A 14603-nucleotide genomic window follows, 5' to 3' on the forward strand; every position below is an offset into this window, starting at 1 on the left:
CTCTGGATCGAATGGCACTGAGAAAAATTAAGTTGTTAGGTTTATGCTTCAACCCAACCGAAGGAGCGATCGCTCAATCCAGATTTTTGCTTGAACTCCGCCTTGGCTTGACAAGATGGGCGATCGCACTTATTTCTGGTTCCGTATGTTGAAGCGTAGAGACTCGAAACGCTGGGTTTTGAGATCGTTTAATTTCACGACAAAGTCAAACACGTCTAGCGCGAGGTCTTTCCAGTTGTTAGTACCTATATCTCCTTTCATGCGTCGTAGTTCCAGAATGGGTGCGTCGGTTATAGTATCATTTTTAAACAGATGGGTCTGTCCAACCTGCTCCCTGCGGTCACCGAACTTTGCCAACTGGTTCAACCGATCCGTTCCTTGTGGAATATTGTATAACCAACTCTGCCGTGTAATTGACGCACTCCATGCATTTAGCGAAGGGTTATAGGGAAAGCCTCCGGTGAAGAAAGCTGTTCCGCTTGTGCCTACCATTTGCGCTGCGTTCAAATTGATATTTACAAACCGCTGTGGGTCTTCGATAAACGGTACTCGATCGTTGTCCGGTAACATCGCAAACATTGAAGAAAAATTGGTACGGCTCAGCAGTGGAAAGAGCGTTCTTGAATAATCCATAACTGGAAGTGTCGCCTTTTTAAGGTAGGTATAAATGAGCGCCATCAAACCGACTAAACTCTCGGAGCCAAAATTTGGTAGCAATTCTATAGAGTCGCCGATCATCTGCGTCTTAAAGTCAGTAATTGCTTGCTCAGCAGCTCGTGGAGCTTGTTGCAATACTTCAACGTCAGCTCTGTTCGACCTACCCGCTAATGTGAAACGCTGCGGTAAGCGTATTTGTCTTTCCTCTGTGTTCTCGTTTTCTGGGCTTACCATGTTCTCCATCAGCACTGACAATCGATCCAATCGAATCCCAGCAGTGATTTGCGGCTCAGCTCTCATCGGGTTTCCAAAACCATGAATCACGGTTTCAGGGCTTGTGGGGAGACCATTTGTGATTTCCCTCGTTCCTGTTCTTGGAGCGTAATCGTACCATACTTAGCTTGAATCTCTAAGATTGTCGCCTCATGCTTGTACTTCTGCATTGCTTGATTCTCGGCACTTTGTTGAGTATGACGCGAAAGCGAGCGAGGTTGAGCAACGACAGGAGCAATAGCAGAATTTTGTTGAGGACTTCTGGCAGAGGATTTTTGTACTCTTTCGTAAACCATATCAACCTTAGAGAATTTTAGACTTCAGACGGTCAAAGGCTTACCATTGTGGGGAGGAACTTAATCAAACTGGAACTGATAAGCCGATAACTTCTTTATTATGTCTCTAAATGCTAGTGCGAATAACTAGACATAAGTCCAATTGATGTCTGTAGAAAATCGCATTAGAGTTAAAAACATCGAAACCAATCGTAGGCATATCAATGCTGACTTCGATTCTTCAAGTGTTAGCAGAAAATCTAGCTGGGGGAATAACAACGCTCACTAACACAGAGCAAATTGACTTTAGCCATCCTGTCAATATCTCAGACCAAAATAGAGACTGTTTGTTGAATGTTTATTTATACGATATCCGTAAAAGCAAGCAGATGCAACATTCTCAAGGCTGGGATGTTAAACGTCATTTTACTGAAGGTAAGGCTGAAGTAAGCCCTTGGCCTACTTGGTTTGACATCTCCATCATCATTACAGCTATCGATCGCACCAATACCTTAGGAGAATATCGCCTGTTCTACGAGGCTTTGTCCTTTTGTCTACAACACAAGTCGCTACCAGAACAGCTTCTGCCACTTGAGTTACAGGGTTATGGTGATTTATTGATGGATGTTCTAGACCCACCTATTGAAATTGGAGGGTTATGGAGTGCGCTCTCTGCTCCTCTACGTCCCACAATCCACCTGACCATGACAGTTCCAATCGTTGTGGGAAAAAAAGAAGAACCGTACTTAGTTACGCAGCGAGTTTTTGGGATGCAACATTCATCCTCAGAAGCGACTAAAAGTCAGAGTACCAGGCGCGTCTCCATTGTTGGTATAATCAAAAACCGCAAGACAAAGGAGCCAATAGCTGAGGTAGAGGTGGCGCTACTGGGAACTGAAAAATCAGTCACCAGTGACTCACAAGGACTGTTCTCGTTTGAAAACTTGCGCGATGGCAACTACAAGTTACGCTTAAGTTGCCGTGGCTACGAGTCACTAAACTGCAACGTGTTGGTGGAGAATGGCACTCATACCTTCAAAGAAGTTTTACTCACCCCTGATTGGTACCTTTCCATTATCGGTACAATCAAAAACTGCAAGACAAAGGAGCCAATAGCAGAGGTGGAGGTGGCGCTACTGGGAACTGAAAAATCAGCGACTAGTGACTCACAAGGACTGTTCTCGTTTGAAAGCTTGCGCGATGGCAACTACGAATTACGCTTAAGTTGCCGTGGCTATGATTCACTAAACTGCAATGTGTTGGTGGAGAATTGCACTTACACCTTCAAAGAAATTTTACTCAATCCTGTTTAACGCCATGTTATTAAACCTCTATTTAGAGGTAGTCAAAGGTTACGAGAAAAGGGAAACAATTTTCTTTTCCCTTGTTGCAATTAATGCCACGAAGTTCATCAAAACTTGAGGTAATAGTGTTATGGCTTTGGACTACAAAGCTCCTTTTGTAGGGGTTGAAGAACAAACTAGCGGCCCTCGTCCGATTGAAGGAGTAAGTACTGCGATCGCTGGATTTGTTGGCTTTACCGAGTCTGTACGGAACGGTGCAGAGCTAGGTAAGCCAATACTCGTTACCAATTGGATGCAATACTGCCAATACTTTGCCGCTCCCAATTCCGACGGCTATACCGACTTCAGTGCCTATCTGCCCTTTGCTGTTTCTGGCTACTTTGACAACGGTGGTGGGTCTTGCTATGTTACGAGTTTAGGCACTCAACTACCAGGAACGTCTCAACCAGCCCTACCGCCAATAACTAGCACGCAGGTTCCCCGGTCTGGAAAACGTCCGTGCTTAAACTTTTCGTTTCGTGCAGAACAAGCAGTTGGTGGCGCTATCCAAATTGTCATTGATGATAGCTCTCCCCGCTCTCTACCCGAAGGAACTGAAGACGAACCAACGCCCAATACAGGTGAATATTTTTCGGTGCAACTACGACGCGGCGAAGAAGTCCTGGAGCAATATGATCACTTGACCATGAATCCAGATGCTCCAACGCAGGTAGCAACGTATGTGGTAGAGGCGCTGCGTGATTCGATGTATGTCCAGGTCGCAGACGAAGCTCAACCAGGACTGCCCTTGTATCGCCGCCCAGTTAACGGTCAATTTGACCTATCGCCCCCGATGGCATTAACCAGACCAGATCAGTTCTATCGCAATGTTGAAGGATCGCAGGACGAGCGCACTGGTGTGCGAGGTATGTTTGAGAAGGATCAGATTACGATGCTAGCTTGTCCAGATTTAATGCGTCTCTATCGAGAACCTGGGTTGATGAACCGCGCTCAGCTTCACGGCATGATGGAAATGATGGTAACCGCTTGCGAGACCTCTTTTAATGGTAATGTTCCCAACCGCATGGTAGTGCTCGATTCGCCCCACGATTGTGTCAAACCTCAACAGGTGAAGAACTGGTTGCAGGAGGAGTTCGGTCGTCGCTCGATGTTTGCAGCCTTATATTATCCTTGGATCAAAGTTCGCAACCCGCGCAATCACGGTCGTCCAATTTCAGTCCCCCCTTGTGGACACATGATGGGCGTGTGGGCGCGTACTGATGAAGAGCGTGGAGTTCACAAAGCACCAGCCAATGTAGTTCCTAGAGGAGTTATAGGTCTAGACTACGATGTCAATTACCGCGAACAGGAACTACTCAATCCAATAGGTATTAACTGTATTCGCAGGTTCCCAAATCGAGGCATTCGCATCTGGGGCGCTCGCACTCTGGTTGAACCTGACCTGACAGAGTGGCGTTACATCAGTGTACGGCGATTGATGAGTTACATTGAGAAATCTATTCAAGAGGGAACTCAATGGGCAGTGTTTGAACCGAACGATCATCGATTGTGGGGAAGAATCCGGCGTACAACCACCAGCTTTTTAGATCGGATCTGGCAAGCGGGAGCCTTAGTTGGTAAATCTCGAGAAGAAGCATATTTTATTAAGTGCGATGCAGAAAATAACACACCCGAAACCGTGGCTTTAGGTCGCGTATATATAGATCTCAAAGTTGCCCCCGTGCGACCAGCTGAATTCGTGATTTTCCGCGTCAGTCAAATGAATTATTGGGACGACGCCCCACAATAGCGTCGCTCGATCAATTCAACCATCCAATTAGTTTGGTTCATTTTAGGAGATTTAATCATGTTAGGTAGGAACGTAAAACCGCTGGCTGTAACTAGATTTGAACTACAAGGAGGCCCTTTCGATAATATACCGATTAGAAAGATTAGCATCAAAAGGACAAGAGGCTCAACCCCAAGCGGTTTAGGTAGTGGAGAAGAAGGAAAACATAGCTTCAACCCAACGCCTCTCACCGGATCAATAGAATCTATTGATATAACCTTTGTGATCACAGATCAGACAAACGAGCTTTATGAATGGGCAGAAAAATGCAGTAGCAACACAGAAAGAGAAGTGGAGAGACACCAGATTACTGTCCTGGGTTACGGTGACACGGATGAGCCAAGGGTTGAACATGTCATAGAAAGATGCTATGCTGAAACTCCCCAAGATGCAGAGCATGACTCTGCATCGACCGGCCTGGCAGAGGTTACGTATACCTTAAGGGGGAATAGTATACGATCAGAAATCAAATAATACTTCGAAGAGTTTAAGCAATAAGGTGTAGTAATAATCACCTTACCCCCCCCTTCTTGGTTCAGGGGGGTCAACTCCTGCATCACACAGATTCACCAATGGTAAGGATTAGCTAAAAATCCTTGCACCTGGAATGATATTGCTACCTATCTCACATTTTATCAGAGCATGGAAATCCTTAATCCATTTCAGTATACCACAGCAGCCCAGAACTTTTCAGTGGATTTAACTTTTGTTGGCTCTCAGCAACCAGTAGATGCAACTTTTTTGGCGTGTGAGGGATTGAACTCTACTCAAGATGTAATTGAAATTTGTGAAGTGACTCCGGAGTTATGGGGAGCTCCCCGTAACAAGGGTCGAGTTATAAGGACAAAGCTTCCTGGCAATATTAAGTATAGTAACTTCTCACTTTTGCGTGGCTCCAGCAAATCCTACGCCTTTTGGAACTGGATTCAATTAGCTCAAGATGGTAACTGGTCGGAGTGCCGACTCGACGCTTCTGTAATCATTTATGACCCATCCAGAAAAAGGATAGCACAATTCGATCTCTCACGCGCTTGGCCTGCTAATTATGAAATTAGCAATCTCAATTCTCGAAGTCAAGATCTTCTCGTCGAGAGTCTAGAAGTAGCGTTTGAAGGCTTTCGGCGTGTCGAGCCTTAAGAAATTCTATGTTTCTATCTGAGGGTTGAGCTTACCTGCCGAAAGGTTATGCAAATGATGAAGGCAATCTTCATCGCGAAGGAGATATGTGAGTAGTCAATTGATTCTTATTGCGGTAACAGCAGTGTTGAAAGACCTGCTAGAAAATGGTTTGGTCGAGAGTGCTGCTATTATGTCTAGTCTAGGAGATCTAAAAGTTACTACCCAACCTCCCGATCGCATTTCTGTAGGCACAGATGACCAAACTCAATTAAATTTATTTTTATACCAGATGACTCAAAATCGCAATGCTGACTGGATTGCCCAAAAACGCAGGAACCGCAACCAATCGGTTGAGAACCCAGGTTCTGAAAAGCCACCGCTAGGACTCAACTTGCACTACTTACTTACTGCTTATGGCTCTAAAGATTTTCAGACTGAGTGGATTTTGGGACATGCAATGCAAGTATTACGTGATATGCAGATAACTCGCGATACGATCGATCGTAGTCTCAAGCATATTGCTGACAATACTGATGGGTTTCTTGCCCAGGCTCTAGCAAAAACTTCAATTACCGATCTATGCGAACAAATAGGAGAGATCAAGATTTACCCTAAGTTTTTCAACACTGAAGAAATGTCAAAGCTGTGGTCTTTCCTGCATGCTTCCTATCGTCCCTCCATTGCTTATGAGGTTTCAACAGTGTTGATCGATTGAACCTCCAAGACCATAGCGCAGCTTGGTCTTAGATTCTGGTGCGTAATTAGAGCCTATCCGAATAATGTTAAAGTATGAGCGAAATAACAATAGTCTTAAGCTATTACTAAAGTTTAATTTCCTGTTTTTTACATATTCAAATTGAGGAAATTTTTGATTAAGTTAGCTATATATTGCTCTTCTTCAAAGTCAGAACTGTAACTTCTAGTTAGAGGTACATTCTTGCTAGAACTCAAGGTAAAGGTAACACGATAAAACGAAGCCTTATCAGTCGAAGAGTGTTCTAACTTGACATTTAAAATGTCATTTATTGAATGCTTAAGAATTTTTTTACTAAACCAACTCTGTCGTTTGATAGTCATGCGATCGCGTTCTTTATCAAATCTACAGGTTATTAATGGAGATATCGCCATTATTAGGAGACTTAAGAAGACAAAGAAGCCATTGATACATAAACTAGCGAACTCAGCCATACGTATAGAACCAACTAAGCCTATAAGTCCTACTCCACTAAAGCTAACCCCAACTACCCAAGCAGGGAAATGACGAAGGTGAAAGAGGAGTTTGTTTGACGTGTTCTCTATGACCTTTACTCTTGGGCGGTTCCAGGCAAATAGAGCTGCACAGTTATAAACCAGACAGAATAATAAGAATAGCCAAATGTTAACTTGATTCATAACATCTCGCATATTTGAGTATTTAACTTGATAACACCAATGGATCGAGTCGAGATGAAAAGCTAACGCTTATTTCCTTTGCATATCTCTAGCAATTTCCTTTGCTACTACTTCTGCATAATATTGGTCGAATGTGTGATTATTGCCTTTACTATTTGGTTCAAGTTTATGCAAGTTCATTGAGCTGGTACTGAGATAATGTTTACCAGTCAAGTAGCTAACCAAATCGGCATTAGCTATGTTTAAAGAGTTATCAGTTGATACAACATATGAGTCACCTTTTAGCACCTCTGATGGAAACAAAACTGCATTTCCTGCATAGATCAGTTGTATGTACTTATTCATATCTTCAGATGCTTTTTTATCAGATAATTTTTTGTGTTCGGCATTTAATTCATTCGTGTCTATGTTTTGCTTCTCTGAAGTATTTTCTATTTTTTTGAGAGATTCGAGATATTCATTACTCAACTGACTATGTACTTCTCTCACAGCATTATCTGTTTTGATAGTTCCTCTACTATGTGCTGAGACAGTAACACGACGGCAATTATGCACGGCATCCAGCATTATTTGCACCTGACGCTCAGTTGCCAGATCGCTAATACCAAATTTTCCCTCCGTGCATTCTTGCACATCTCCAATAAAGCCTTTTGTAGAACTATAAGTATAAAGAATATCAAGATGATTTCCAAGTTCCTTTGCTATTTCTTTGTGTAAATTTCGTCCGCTTTTGACAGCCTCAGCAGGTTGAACATTCATACCATTGATGTGAGTAACTCTTGGATACCAACCTTCTAAATCTTCAAACTCAGACTCTAGCTCTGGAATATCATTTTTTATATTGACCTTATGAGTGGCAACATAATGTGGCTTTCCATCTCGATACTCTTTTATTTTTACCAATTGAATTTTATCCTTCGTAACTCTGTACTGCGTTGCGTCCAGATCTTGCAGGGATACTCTAGATTCCATCTTCTTCTGTAAGGACGATCCTGGTTGACTATCTCTTGACTGTTGCTTCGGTTGGCGTTTGTTTGTAGAAAAAGGCTGCTGTGCATATGAAAATGAAGTTGTAGGTTGGAATGAATTTAAACTGCATCTGCTTGAACTTCTCTTTTTGGCGTACATAATTTTATATTAATGTAGAAGGTTCAAAAGTAGTTGATAGATATCTTAGTAAGACTTTGAAGGGAAATGTTGCAAAAAAATTGAAAGACGCTATTAGTAACGTTGAAGTATATCTAATACAACTCTACTAATAGTGTCAGCGGAAATTTTTGCAACACTACCGATAAGATTATTTTTGTCCTACCTTAAATTGATAGTCCAGTTCTGACAATTTCCTGACAGATTCCGTTAGAAATTCCTCGCGAGATAATTGCAGTAGACGAGTAAATTCCCCAGGCAACAACTTCAACAGCGGCTCAAGAATTGCTAATAGTTCCTCATCCAGAGAACCGAAGTGTAACTCAAGCAAGCTTTCTGCAATTTGACGCGCTATCCGGTTTTGCTCTAGTCTTACTAAATTGCTATTATTATCTCTTTTTTTTGCATTGCTAGCTGAAAGGTCTTGAACAGATACTAGCTTACCTGCATCAAAAGTAAATTCTAAAAGTATCTTGTAATCAATATCCTTAGGATCTTGCCCATAAACATAGCCTACATTTTCAATAAAGTCTTTGCCTAACCTAATTCTTCCGGTAAAGGGTGCAAGTAGTCTTAATCCTTTGTAAGTTGGGTGTTCAAAATAATTGTTATTAGTGTTACTAGACCGTTCCGGCATAATGCCTTGTATGGGTCTGTATCCGTTTTCAACAATACCAATGACCATTTCTGTCAAGAATAAAGCATCATTAGTGACTTCGTATGTAGAGCAAAAGCCGCGACGGCAGCCTGTAGAAATACTTCTTGTCTGCATCTCATATTGTTGAGGAGTTATTAATCCTTTCCCGTATACAGCAACTAATATATAGCTTTCGTCATGATAGAGAAATCGATCCGGAATTTGAGGAGTCATATAGATCCTTAAATTTGTTAGGCTCTTTATAGATTCTAGGCAACTAAAGCTATTAAGGAGAATCGGAATTCTTCTAATGGGTAAAGATTAGAGGGTCTGTAGTTACTTAGAGGGCTGAAACCTATGTCTGATAAAGTTTAGAAGTGTGTATTTGCGGTTGTAGCTCCCTGAAATCCATAAACAGCGATTTACATAACAGTTTACTCGCAGAGAGCTACTAGAAAGAATAGACTAAAGTATATGAAAATGCGGCGTTGCGGAAAGAGTAATGATGAAGATACTAGAATGAATAGATAAAATGTCTTCATTGCAACTCTAATCAGACGGTCAAGAGCCGACATCGTAAAGGTAGACAGTGTTACAAGTGTCAGCAGTGTGGTCGCCAATTTCTGGAGTCTTATCGTCCCTGGAAATACCCGGATGATGTCAAGCAGCTGTGCATCAAAATGTATCTGAACGGCATGGGACTGCGTGGCATTGAACGAGGGTTGTGTTGCGAAAACTGGAGCGGCAGATGGTAAGAGTCGAACGTAGTTTTGTATGGACGGCAAAGTTTCGCCGCTTAGTGCGGGACTACGAGCGCAAGCGCAGAAACATTGGTAGGTTTACATCTGGTTGCTTTCGCTGTTCTCATGCAAAGAGCGATTCGCACAGCTAAACATACAAAGTTCATAACACGCTCTAGTAAATTGCTGCGCTTTTTTGAGTGCTACCCGAGTAATAGACAATAGAATTGATTTTGCTTTGATTGTATTGATGCTGCGAACCATTGCAGTTTTCCTTTTATCAAATATGCCTCTATTCTATATGTCACTACTACGAACAGAAATTTCGCAAAAAAGGACAGAAATGTTCGTAAAAAGGGTAGGGAGCGATACAAAGACCGTATTATCTGCTCTGGCAGCTGAGACTTGGATTACACCTATCACGTTAATTTGTGACGCTTTCCTCACTAGTTATCGTAGATTTTTCAACCTAGGTACGAAATTTATCTGAATTAGCCAGATATCTGTATTAAGACAAAGAGCTAGTAAACGGTAGGGGTTTCAAAATTACTGAAGTTCCTGATTCAGGAGAACGGATGATGTGTTTTGGTAACGCTTGCCTTTTTGCTTAGCTGCAACAACTTTGCGCTCGGTGTATACACCATGCTGAGTCATGCCAATTACTTTGCTTGACCGAAATAATCTTCAATTCTCTAGCTTTGAATTGTTTGGTCAAGCAGAATTCTACAAATCAGGAGGCGCGAATTGAGACGACCACAACAATTAATTTAGTGACTCGATTCCTTTTAGTACTTAAAACTCTGTCTGTTGACTTCTGCATTCTTTCTGCGCTCAAAGCTAGTGCGATGGTAGAGAGCGCAACTGATTAACTTTGTCCGCGTTGTTTCTGAGGTTAATGATAACAGCTATGCTTAGTCTTCAACCAGTCAATCCCTTCGCTCGTCTCAAAGCTCGAAACGTACTCATCTGGTTTTTTGTCAGTTTGATTTTAAGTGTTATTTGCTGTGAGGTAATTGCTAGCTTTATCGGTTTGAATAGCGAAGACCCAATTGTATCAGAAATCCTTTTCTCGATCGTTCACTTTCTAATGTATGGTTCGACATGCCTTTGGATACTGCAACGATACCGCCAGCTACAAATAAACCCCCAGGATGTGGTCGGAAAACTGCCATCTGGCTATAAATGGCTATCAATCGCTGGTCTTGTTATCGTCCTAGATCTACTATTTTGCATAGGTTTTCTCTTCGTTTTATTTGGCTTATTATCGTTGTTTGCACCAGAATTTTTAGAGTCTTTGTTCAACTCTACTGCTGAACCCCTCGCATCATCTTCGCCAATTTATTACAATCTTGTCATGATTTTCTCTGCTGTGGTCTTTGCGCCTATAACTGAAGAGTTTATTTTTCGAGGATTTCTGTTACATAGGTGGGGGACAAAGTGGGGGATTACGCCAGCTATATTAGTTTCTTCCATGATTTTTGGTTTATGTCATCCAGGTGTAAGCGTGGCAACTGCTTCAATTGGCGGTATTGTGTACTCTTTACTTTATCTCCGCAGCCGCACGCTTATAATTCCCATAGTTGCTCATGCCCTGAATAATGCTATTGTTACTGGTTTGATGCTTTTCCCAGATAGCGCATCTACTGTATCTACTGTATCAGAAAGTTCATCAGCTTTTGATGCTTTGATGCTCGGACTGTTCGGACTGTTCTGCATAGCTTTGTCAGCTCCCTTTATCATTCATTTTATCTATAAAAAATGGCCCAACCAGCGCATGTCTTTACCATATTGGCTCAATAGGAAGTCCAGAAAGTCAAACGGTTGTGGTGCAATTTCTTTTGAGTGACTCAAGAACGAATCGTTCTCGATTGAGTAGTGTTGCAAAAAATTGAAAAACCGCTATCAGTAGAGTTGAAATACATATAATCCAACTCTACTAATAGTGTCTGAAGAAATTCTTGCAACACTACTGTGAGCCTGTCAAACACTTGAGTATTGATTGCAAGGCAACAGTCAATATAGGGGATTTTACTCGTGGTGGGAAAACTAGAGGTGACAGCTAAGCTTGCGACGTGATTTTGGGTGCAAAGAAAAATATATTCCTTGCGGGATTGTTGATGAGGATAGCGGACAATTGCACCTACTGTTGGGGTAAAGCCGAGATGCTTGCAGTTTAGGCAACGATAGCGTTGGCTCCCTTACTGGTTTTACCGTGTTTATAGGTCTTATCATGGCTGCATAGTGGACAATGCATAGCTTGTTGGAACAAGATTAATTTTTTGCAGCTGTAATAATATCAATTCCACGCTTTGCTGACGCACAATCGAAAATGCCACCACTTGAACAAAAACTGAGATGTCATTTAGATTGATATCAGAGAAAATTAAGCCTTTTATCATTTTTGCGACACAGCCCAACATCCTATCACTGCTTGTTACTCATCAAATAAGGTTGTTCGCACAAGTCGAGCAAGTTCAACCGCTTTTTCTCGGCTGTTTTCTATGCTTGTAGTTTCAACAAAGCCACAAGGGCTTAAGGCACCAAGAATATGAAGGAGAGTACCAGTTTGAGTTTTATGGTTATACAACAAACCATTTTTTCTTAATCTTTCGATCGCCATCTTTGGTTCCAAATATTTTGTTAGTAAAGATGATTGGTCAAGCCATTGATTAACATAGTAGATAGGAAGACCATTTTTGTTCCTTAAAAAACCGTCACTACCAATTTTGTTAGCGATAACGGAATTCACGTAAGAAAAAACATGACTATTACCAACTTTGCGAAGATTGATTTCTATCGCTAATAGCTTCCCCTTATCAAAGCCAATAAAGTCAATCCCAAAGGTTCCACGTACTCCATGAGCCGAAAGAGTTTTTCCGACCTTTCGTACTGCTTCATAGATTTGAGGAAGGTATTGTGTTGTTGCAGGATAGCTACATCCTACATACTTACCTTTGGCAAGAGTCTGATCGTGAGTGGAAATAACCTCTACTTCACCTCGCTTGTCAATGTATCCCTGTCCGCTAGGAGAACAAACTGCTCCTATTACATACTCTTCAACAATTGCTCCTCCTTGGGTAACTTCTTGAACAAAGCTTTCCCAAGGCTGTAAGATTCTCTCAAGAGACTGGGAAAGAGCATTTGTCTGAAGCAGTTTCCTACAACTAATAACAGCACTACTTAGCCCATCTGCCCAATTTCCTTCATTAAGTTTAATGACTACAGACTCAGATAGAGAGTTTGCTGTAATCAGCTTAATTGCTGCATTTTTAATTTCATCAAGGTTGTGAAACACCCTAGTTGTTCCTCTAGGAGTGGGAACATTACTTTTCAAAAATGCTTCTTTACTTCCAGCCTTACTACCCCAATATTGAGATAAAACTGCAGGTTCCTCTTCAACAGGAATCATTAAATCCTGACCTAAGAAATCCATTTGGCTAGAAGAAGTAAAGTTGATTAGTTCGATAACATCTGCCTGCTTTTTTTCGGCTGCTAAAGTTTTGAGAATCGCCGTATCCTCCATAACAAGCTTCGCTAAGGAAACAAGCTGCTGGGACTGTGGAGAGATTAAAAGCAGACGTTCGCGGGCAGAACGCTCTTGTTTGACATTCATCTGATATAACTCTTGAAAATGATATTCGAGTATGTCAGCATCAATTGGTCTAGAAGTAATTAAAATCACTCGTGTATTTGGCTGCCGAAGTATTTCGAGATGGCACAAACTTCGTTCTTCAAAATAACGGTGATAGGGTAGCTCCCTTAGTAATCCTTCATTGTAATCAATCGAGTAAATTACAATTTTGCTTTTGCTCTTACTCGTCAAGGCTGCGCTGTAATTACTTAAAGTCAACATAGTGTTTATTATTTCTCAGGAATGTCTGAAAGAAATATTACGAATGAGAGTGCTTTATAGCAAACATTGATAACCAAGCGCACTACTTAGTGTTAGCTCAACTAGTATTGTCAACTTGGTAGTCATGAATAGTAATGGTCAAGTACGTAGCGAAGCATTGTAATAGCGAACAAAATCCCAAACAGCTCCCATGCGATCGCCTCTATTTTTGGAGAAGGACAACGTTTTTCAAAACTATTTGTCAATAAGCATGAGTGGGAGCGTAAAAATTTATGGATAAAGATAATTATTACGCTACTTTTTCCTCCTCAAGCAACAGATGACGCTTCTTACCCCTCTTTTGTTACTATAGAAAGAAGAAAAGCAAGAGAGAAAAGCTGAATTATAGACAGAGAGTATGGTTGAACCGCGCCAGTCACGAGCAACAGTAGAATTTGTGGATAAGTATTGTCAAACATACCAAAACCTATTCGGTGATGTGAGAAATTTTGAATACTTTAAGTTTCTGCACATCGGGATGATGAGCGAACTACCACGGAAATCTTTACCAGAGATTGCCAGAACAGTAGGTTTGAAGGATGGGCAAGGATTGCATCATTTGTTACGAGATGCAATCTGGGATGTGAAAGAATTGAGAGAGATGCGATTATGGTTAACTAAAGTGACGATAGGAGACCAGCCAATTACAGTATGTATAGATGAAACAGGAGATGAGAAAAAGGGAAAAAGTACTGACTATGTAGCCAAACAATATATAGGGAATTTAGGTAGAACTGGCAATGGTATTGTTTCCGTCAATGCTTACGCAGTAGTTGATAACATTACCTATCCACTGCTGTTTAAAGTTTTTAAACCTCGTTCGCAACTAAAAGAAAAAGACTTGTACAAAACAAAACCGCAACTAGCAGTGGAAATTTTACGAGAACTGTTGGATTTTGGTTTTAACATTTCATTGGTGTTGGCAGATAGATTGTATGGCGAAAGCGGAGATGTAGTGGGGCTATTAGTTGAGCAAAAATTGCCATTTATTGTCGCCATACGTAGTAATCATGTCGTGTGGCTATCTCCCCACCAGAGAGTTCGCTACAACCGTTGGTATGCCTACGAACAGAAGCTTTCTCATCGGAGTTCTGAAACTCGTTATATCCGAGAAATCATCTTTGGTAAACGCCGCGAGCTGCGGTATTTTGAAATTACTAAATCTGACTCCAAACCCGATTCTTCAAACACTTGGTTTATCATGACTAACATCCAAAGTAAGATTCAACAAGTTCTCGGTCAGCTTTATAGCTTAAGAAATTGGGTTGAAATGAGCTTGCCGTAATCCCCCTATAAGAGTCTAATTTGTAGTGCTGACGTGAGCTGGAAGGCTGTTTAGA

Annotated in this window: 14 protein-coding genes and 1 pseudogene; 10 read left to right on the forward strand and 5 right to left on the reverse strand. The window is 41.5% G+C overall.

The window, feature by feature from the left end; genetic code table 11:
• Positions 1 to 11: 11 nt before the first annotated feature.
• Positions 12 to 152 carry a hypothetical protein gene (locus DSM107010_RS38535; RefSeq protein WP_158631811.1) on the forward strand — a complete coding sequence of 47 codons (141 nt, stop codon included), beginning with the start codon at positions 12 to 14 and terminating at the stop codon, positions 150 to 152.
• On the opposite strand, the gene DSM107010_RS18005 is transcribed toward DSM107010_RS38535, so the two are convergent.
• On the reverse strand, positions 130 to 957 hold the full coding sequence (locus tag DSM107010_RS18005; RefSeq protein WP_127023548.1) for a hypothetical protein: 828 nt from the start codon (positions 955 to 957) through the stop codon (positions 130 to 132). The genes DSM107010_RS38535 and DSM107010_RS18005 overlap by 23 nt on opposite strands.
• 20 nt (positions 958 to 977) lie before the next feature.
• Positions 978 to 1226, reverse strand: a complete 249-nt coding sequence (locus DSM107010_RS18010; RefSeq protein WP_106171258.1) for a hypothetical protein — start codon at positions 1224 to 1226, stop codon at positions 978 to 980.
• Positions 1227 to 1429: 203 nt separating this feature from the next.
• On the opposite strand from DSM107010_RS18010, the gene DSM107010_RS18015 reads away from it, so the two are divergent.
• From DSM107010_RS18015 to DSM107010_RS18035, 5 genes are all read left to right on the forward strand, one after another.
• Complete coding sequence (locus DSM107010_RS18015) at positions 1430 to 2518, forward strand: carboxypeptidase-like regulatory domain-containing protein (protein ID WP_106171256.1); 1089 nt, start codon at positions 1430 to 1432, stop codon at positions 2516 to 2518.
• Positions 2519 to 2639: 121 nt separating this feature from the next.
• Positions 2640 to 4298: a phage tail sheath family protein gene (locus tag DSM107010_RS18020; protein ID WP_127023551.1), complete on the forward strand. Its 1659-nt coding sequence runs from the start codon at positions 2640 to 2642 to the stop codon at positions 4296 to 4298.
• 57 nt (positions 4299 to 4355) lie between these two features.
• Entirely contained in the window at positions 4356 to 4811 is a 456-nt protein-coding gene (locus DSM107010_RS18025; RefSeq protein ID WP_106169515.1) for a hypothetical protein, read from the forward strand.
• Positions 4812 to 4979: 168 nt separating this feature from the next.
• Complete coding sequence (locus tag DSM107010_RS18030) at positions 4980 to 5474, forward strand: phage tail protein (protein ID WP_106169514.1); 495 nt, start codon at positions 4980 to 4982, stop codon at positions 5472 to 5474.
• Between the two features lie 88 nt (positions 5475 to 5562).
• Positions 5563 to 6171 (forward strand): Pvc16 family protein, encoded by a 609-nt coding sequence (locus DSM107010_RS18035; RefSeq protein ID WP_106169513.1) that lies wholly within the window; start codon positions 5563 to 5565, stop codon positions 6169 to 6171.
• A gap of 746 nt (positions 6172 to 6917) precedes the next feature.
• Here DSM107010_RS18035 and DSM107010_RS18040 read toward each other — a convergent pair.
• Complete coding sequence (locus DSM107010_RS18040) at positions 6918 to 7976, reverse strand: hypothetical protein (protein WP_127023554.1); 1059 nt, start codon at positions 7974 to 7976, stop codon at positions 6918 to 6920.
• A 169-nt stretch (positions 7977 to 8145) separates the two neighbouring features.
• Positions 8146 to 8865 carry a hypothetical protein gene (locus DSM107010_RS39750; protein ID WP_199755610.1) on the reverse strand — a complete coding sequence of 240 codons (720 nt, stop codon included), beginning with the start codon at positions 8863 to 8865 and terminating at the stop codon, positions 8146 to 8148.
• 293 nt (positions 8866 to 9158) lie between these two features.
• Here DSM107010_RS39750 and DSM107010_RS43000 point away from each other — a divergent pair, with 293 nt between their 5' ends.
• The 3 genes and pseudogenes from DSM107010_RS43000 to DSM107010_RS18050 all read left to right on the forward strand — a co-directional run bounded on the left by DSM107010_RS43000 (position 9159) and on the right by DSM107010_RS18050 (position 11217).
• Entirely contained in the window at positions 9159 to 9386 is a 228-nt protein-coding gene (locus DSM107010_RS43000; protein ID WP_422387888.1) for an IS1/IS1595 family N-terminal zinc-binding domain-containing protein, read from the forward strand.
• Between the two features lie 2 nt (positions 9387 to 9388).
• Positions 9389 to 9596, forward strand: a pseudogene (locus tag DSM107010_RS43005) (hypothetical protein); the annotation flags it as partial.
• A 682-nt stretch (positions 9597 to 10278) separates the two neighbouring features.
• Positions 10279 to 11217, forward strand: a complete 939-nt coding sequence (locus tag DSM107010_RS18050; RefSeq protein ID WP_158631812.1) for a CPBP family intramembrane glutamic endopeptidase — start codon at positions 10279 to 10281, stop codon at positions 11215 to 11217.
• A 588-nt stretch (positions 11218 to 11805) separates the two neighbouring features.
• Here DSM107010_RS18050 and DSM107010_RS18060 read toward each other — a convergent pair.
• Positions 11806 to 13224, reverse strand: a complete 1419-nt coding sequence (locus DSM107010_RS18060; protein ID WP_106167344.1) for a peptide ligase PGM1-related protein — start codon at positions 13222 to 13224, stop codon at positions 11806 to 11808.
• 397 nt (positions 13225 to 13621) lie between these two features.
• Between DSM107010_RS18060 and DSM107010_RS18065 the strand changes: the two genes are divergently transcribed.
• Entirely contained in the window at positions 13622 to 14548 is a 927-nt protein-coding gene (locus DSM107010_RS18065) for an IS701 family transposase (RefSeq protein WP_106167343.1), read from the forward strand.
• The last annotated feature ends 55 nt before the right edge of the window (positions 14549 to 14603 follow it).

The sequence above is a fragment of the Chroococcidiopsis cubana SAG 39.79 genome, assembly GCF_003991895.1.
In the GTDB taxonomy this organism is placed as follows: Bacteria; Cyanobacteriota; Cyanobacteriia; order Cyanobacteriales; family Chroococcidiopsidaceae; genus Chroococcidiopsis; species Chroococcidiopsis thermalis.

Bases quoted from the DNA above. Each gene is read 5' to 3' on its own strand.
- DSM107010_RS38535 (WP_158631811.1), top strand. From the start codon at position 12: ATGGCACTGAGAAAAATTAAGTTGTTAGGTTTATGCTTCAACCCAACC.
- DSM107010_RS18005 (WP_127023548.1), bottom strand. From the start codon at position 957: ATGAGAGCTGAGCCGCAAATCACTGCTGGGATTCGATTGGATCGATTG.
- DSM107010_RS18010 (WP_106171258.1), bottom strand. From the start codon at position 1,226: ATGGTTTACGAAAGAGTACAAAAATCCTCTGCCAGAAGTCCTCAACAA.
- DSM107010_RS18015 (WP_106171256.1), top strand. From the start codon at position 1,430: ATGCTGACTTCGATTCTTCAAGTGTTAGCAGAAAATCTAGCTGGGGGA.
- DSM107010_RS18020 (WP_127023551.1), top strand. From the start codon at position 2,640: ATGGCTTTGGACTACAAAGCTCCTTTTGTAGGGGTTGAAGAACAAACT.
- DSM107010_RS18025 (WP_106169515.1), top strand. From the start codon at position 4,356: ATGTTAGGTAGGAACGTAAAACCGCTGGCTGTAACTAGATTTGAACTA.
- DSM107010_RS18030 (WP_106169514.1), top strand. From the start codon at position 4,980: ATGGAAATCCTTAATCCATTTCAGTATACCACAGCAGCCCAGAACTTT.
- DSM107010_RS18040 (WP_127023554.1), bottom strand. From the start codon at position 7,976: ATGTACGCCAAAAAGAGAAGTTCAAGCAGATGCAGTTTAAATTCATTC.
- DSM107010_RS39750 (WP_199755610.1), bottom strand. From the start codon at position 8,865: ATGACTCCTCAAATTCCGGATCGATTTCTCTATCATGACGAAAGCTAT.
- DSM107010_RS18050 (WP_158631812.1), top strand. From the start codon at position 10,279: ATGCTTAGTCTTCAACCAGTCAATCCCTTCGCTCGTCTCAAAGCTCGA.
- DSM107010_RS18060 (WP_106167344.1), bottom strand. From the start codon at position 13,224: ATGTTGACTTTAAGTAATTACAGCGCAGCCTTGACGAGTAAGAGCAAA.
- DSM107010_RS18065 (WP_106167343.1), top strand. From the start codon at position 13,622: ATGGTTGAACCGCGCCAGTCACGAGCAACAGTAGAATTTGTGGATAAG.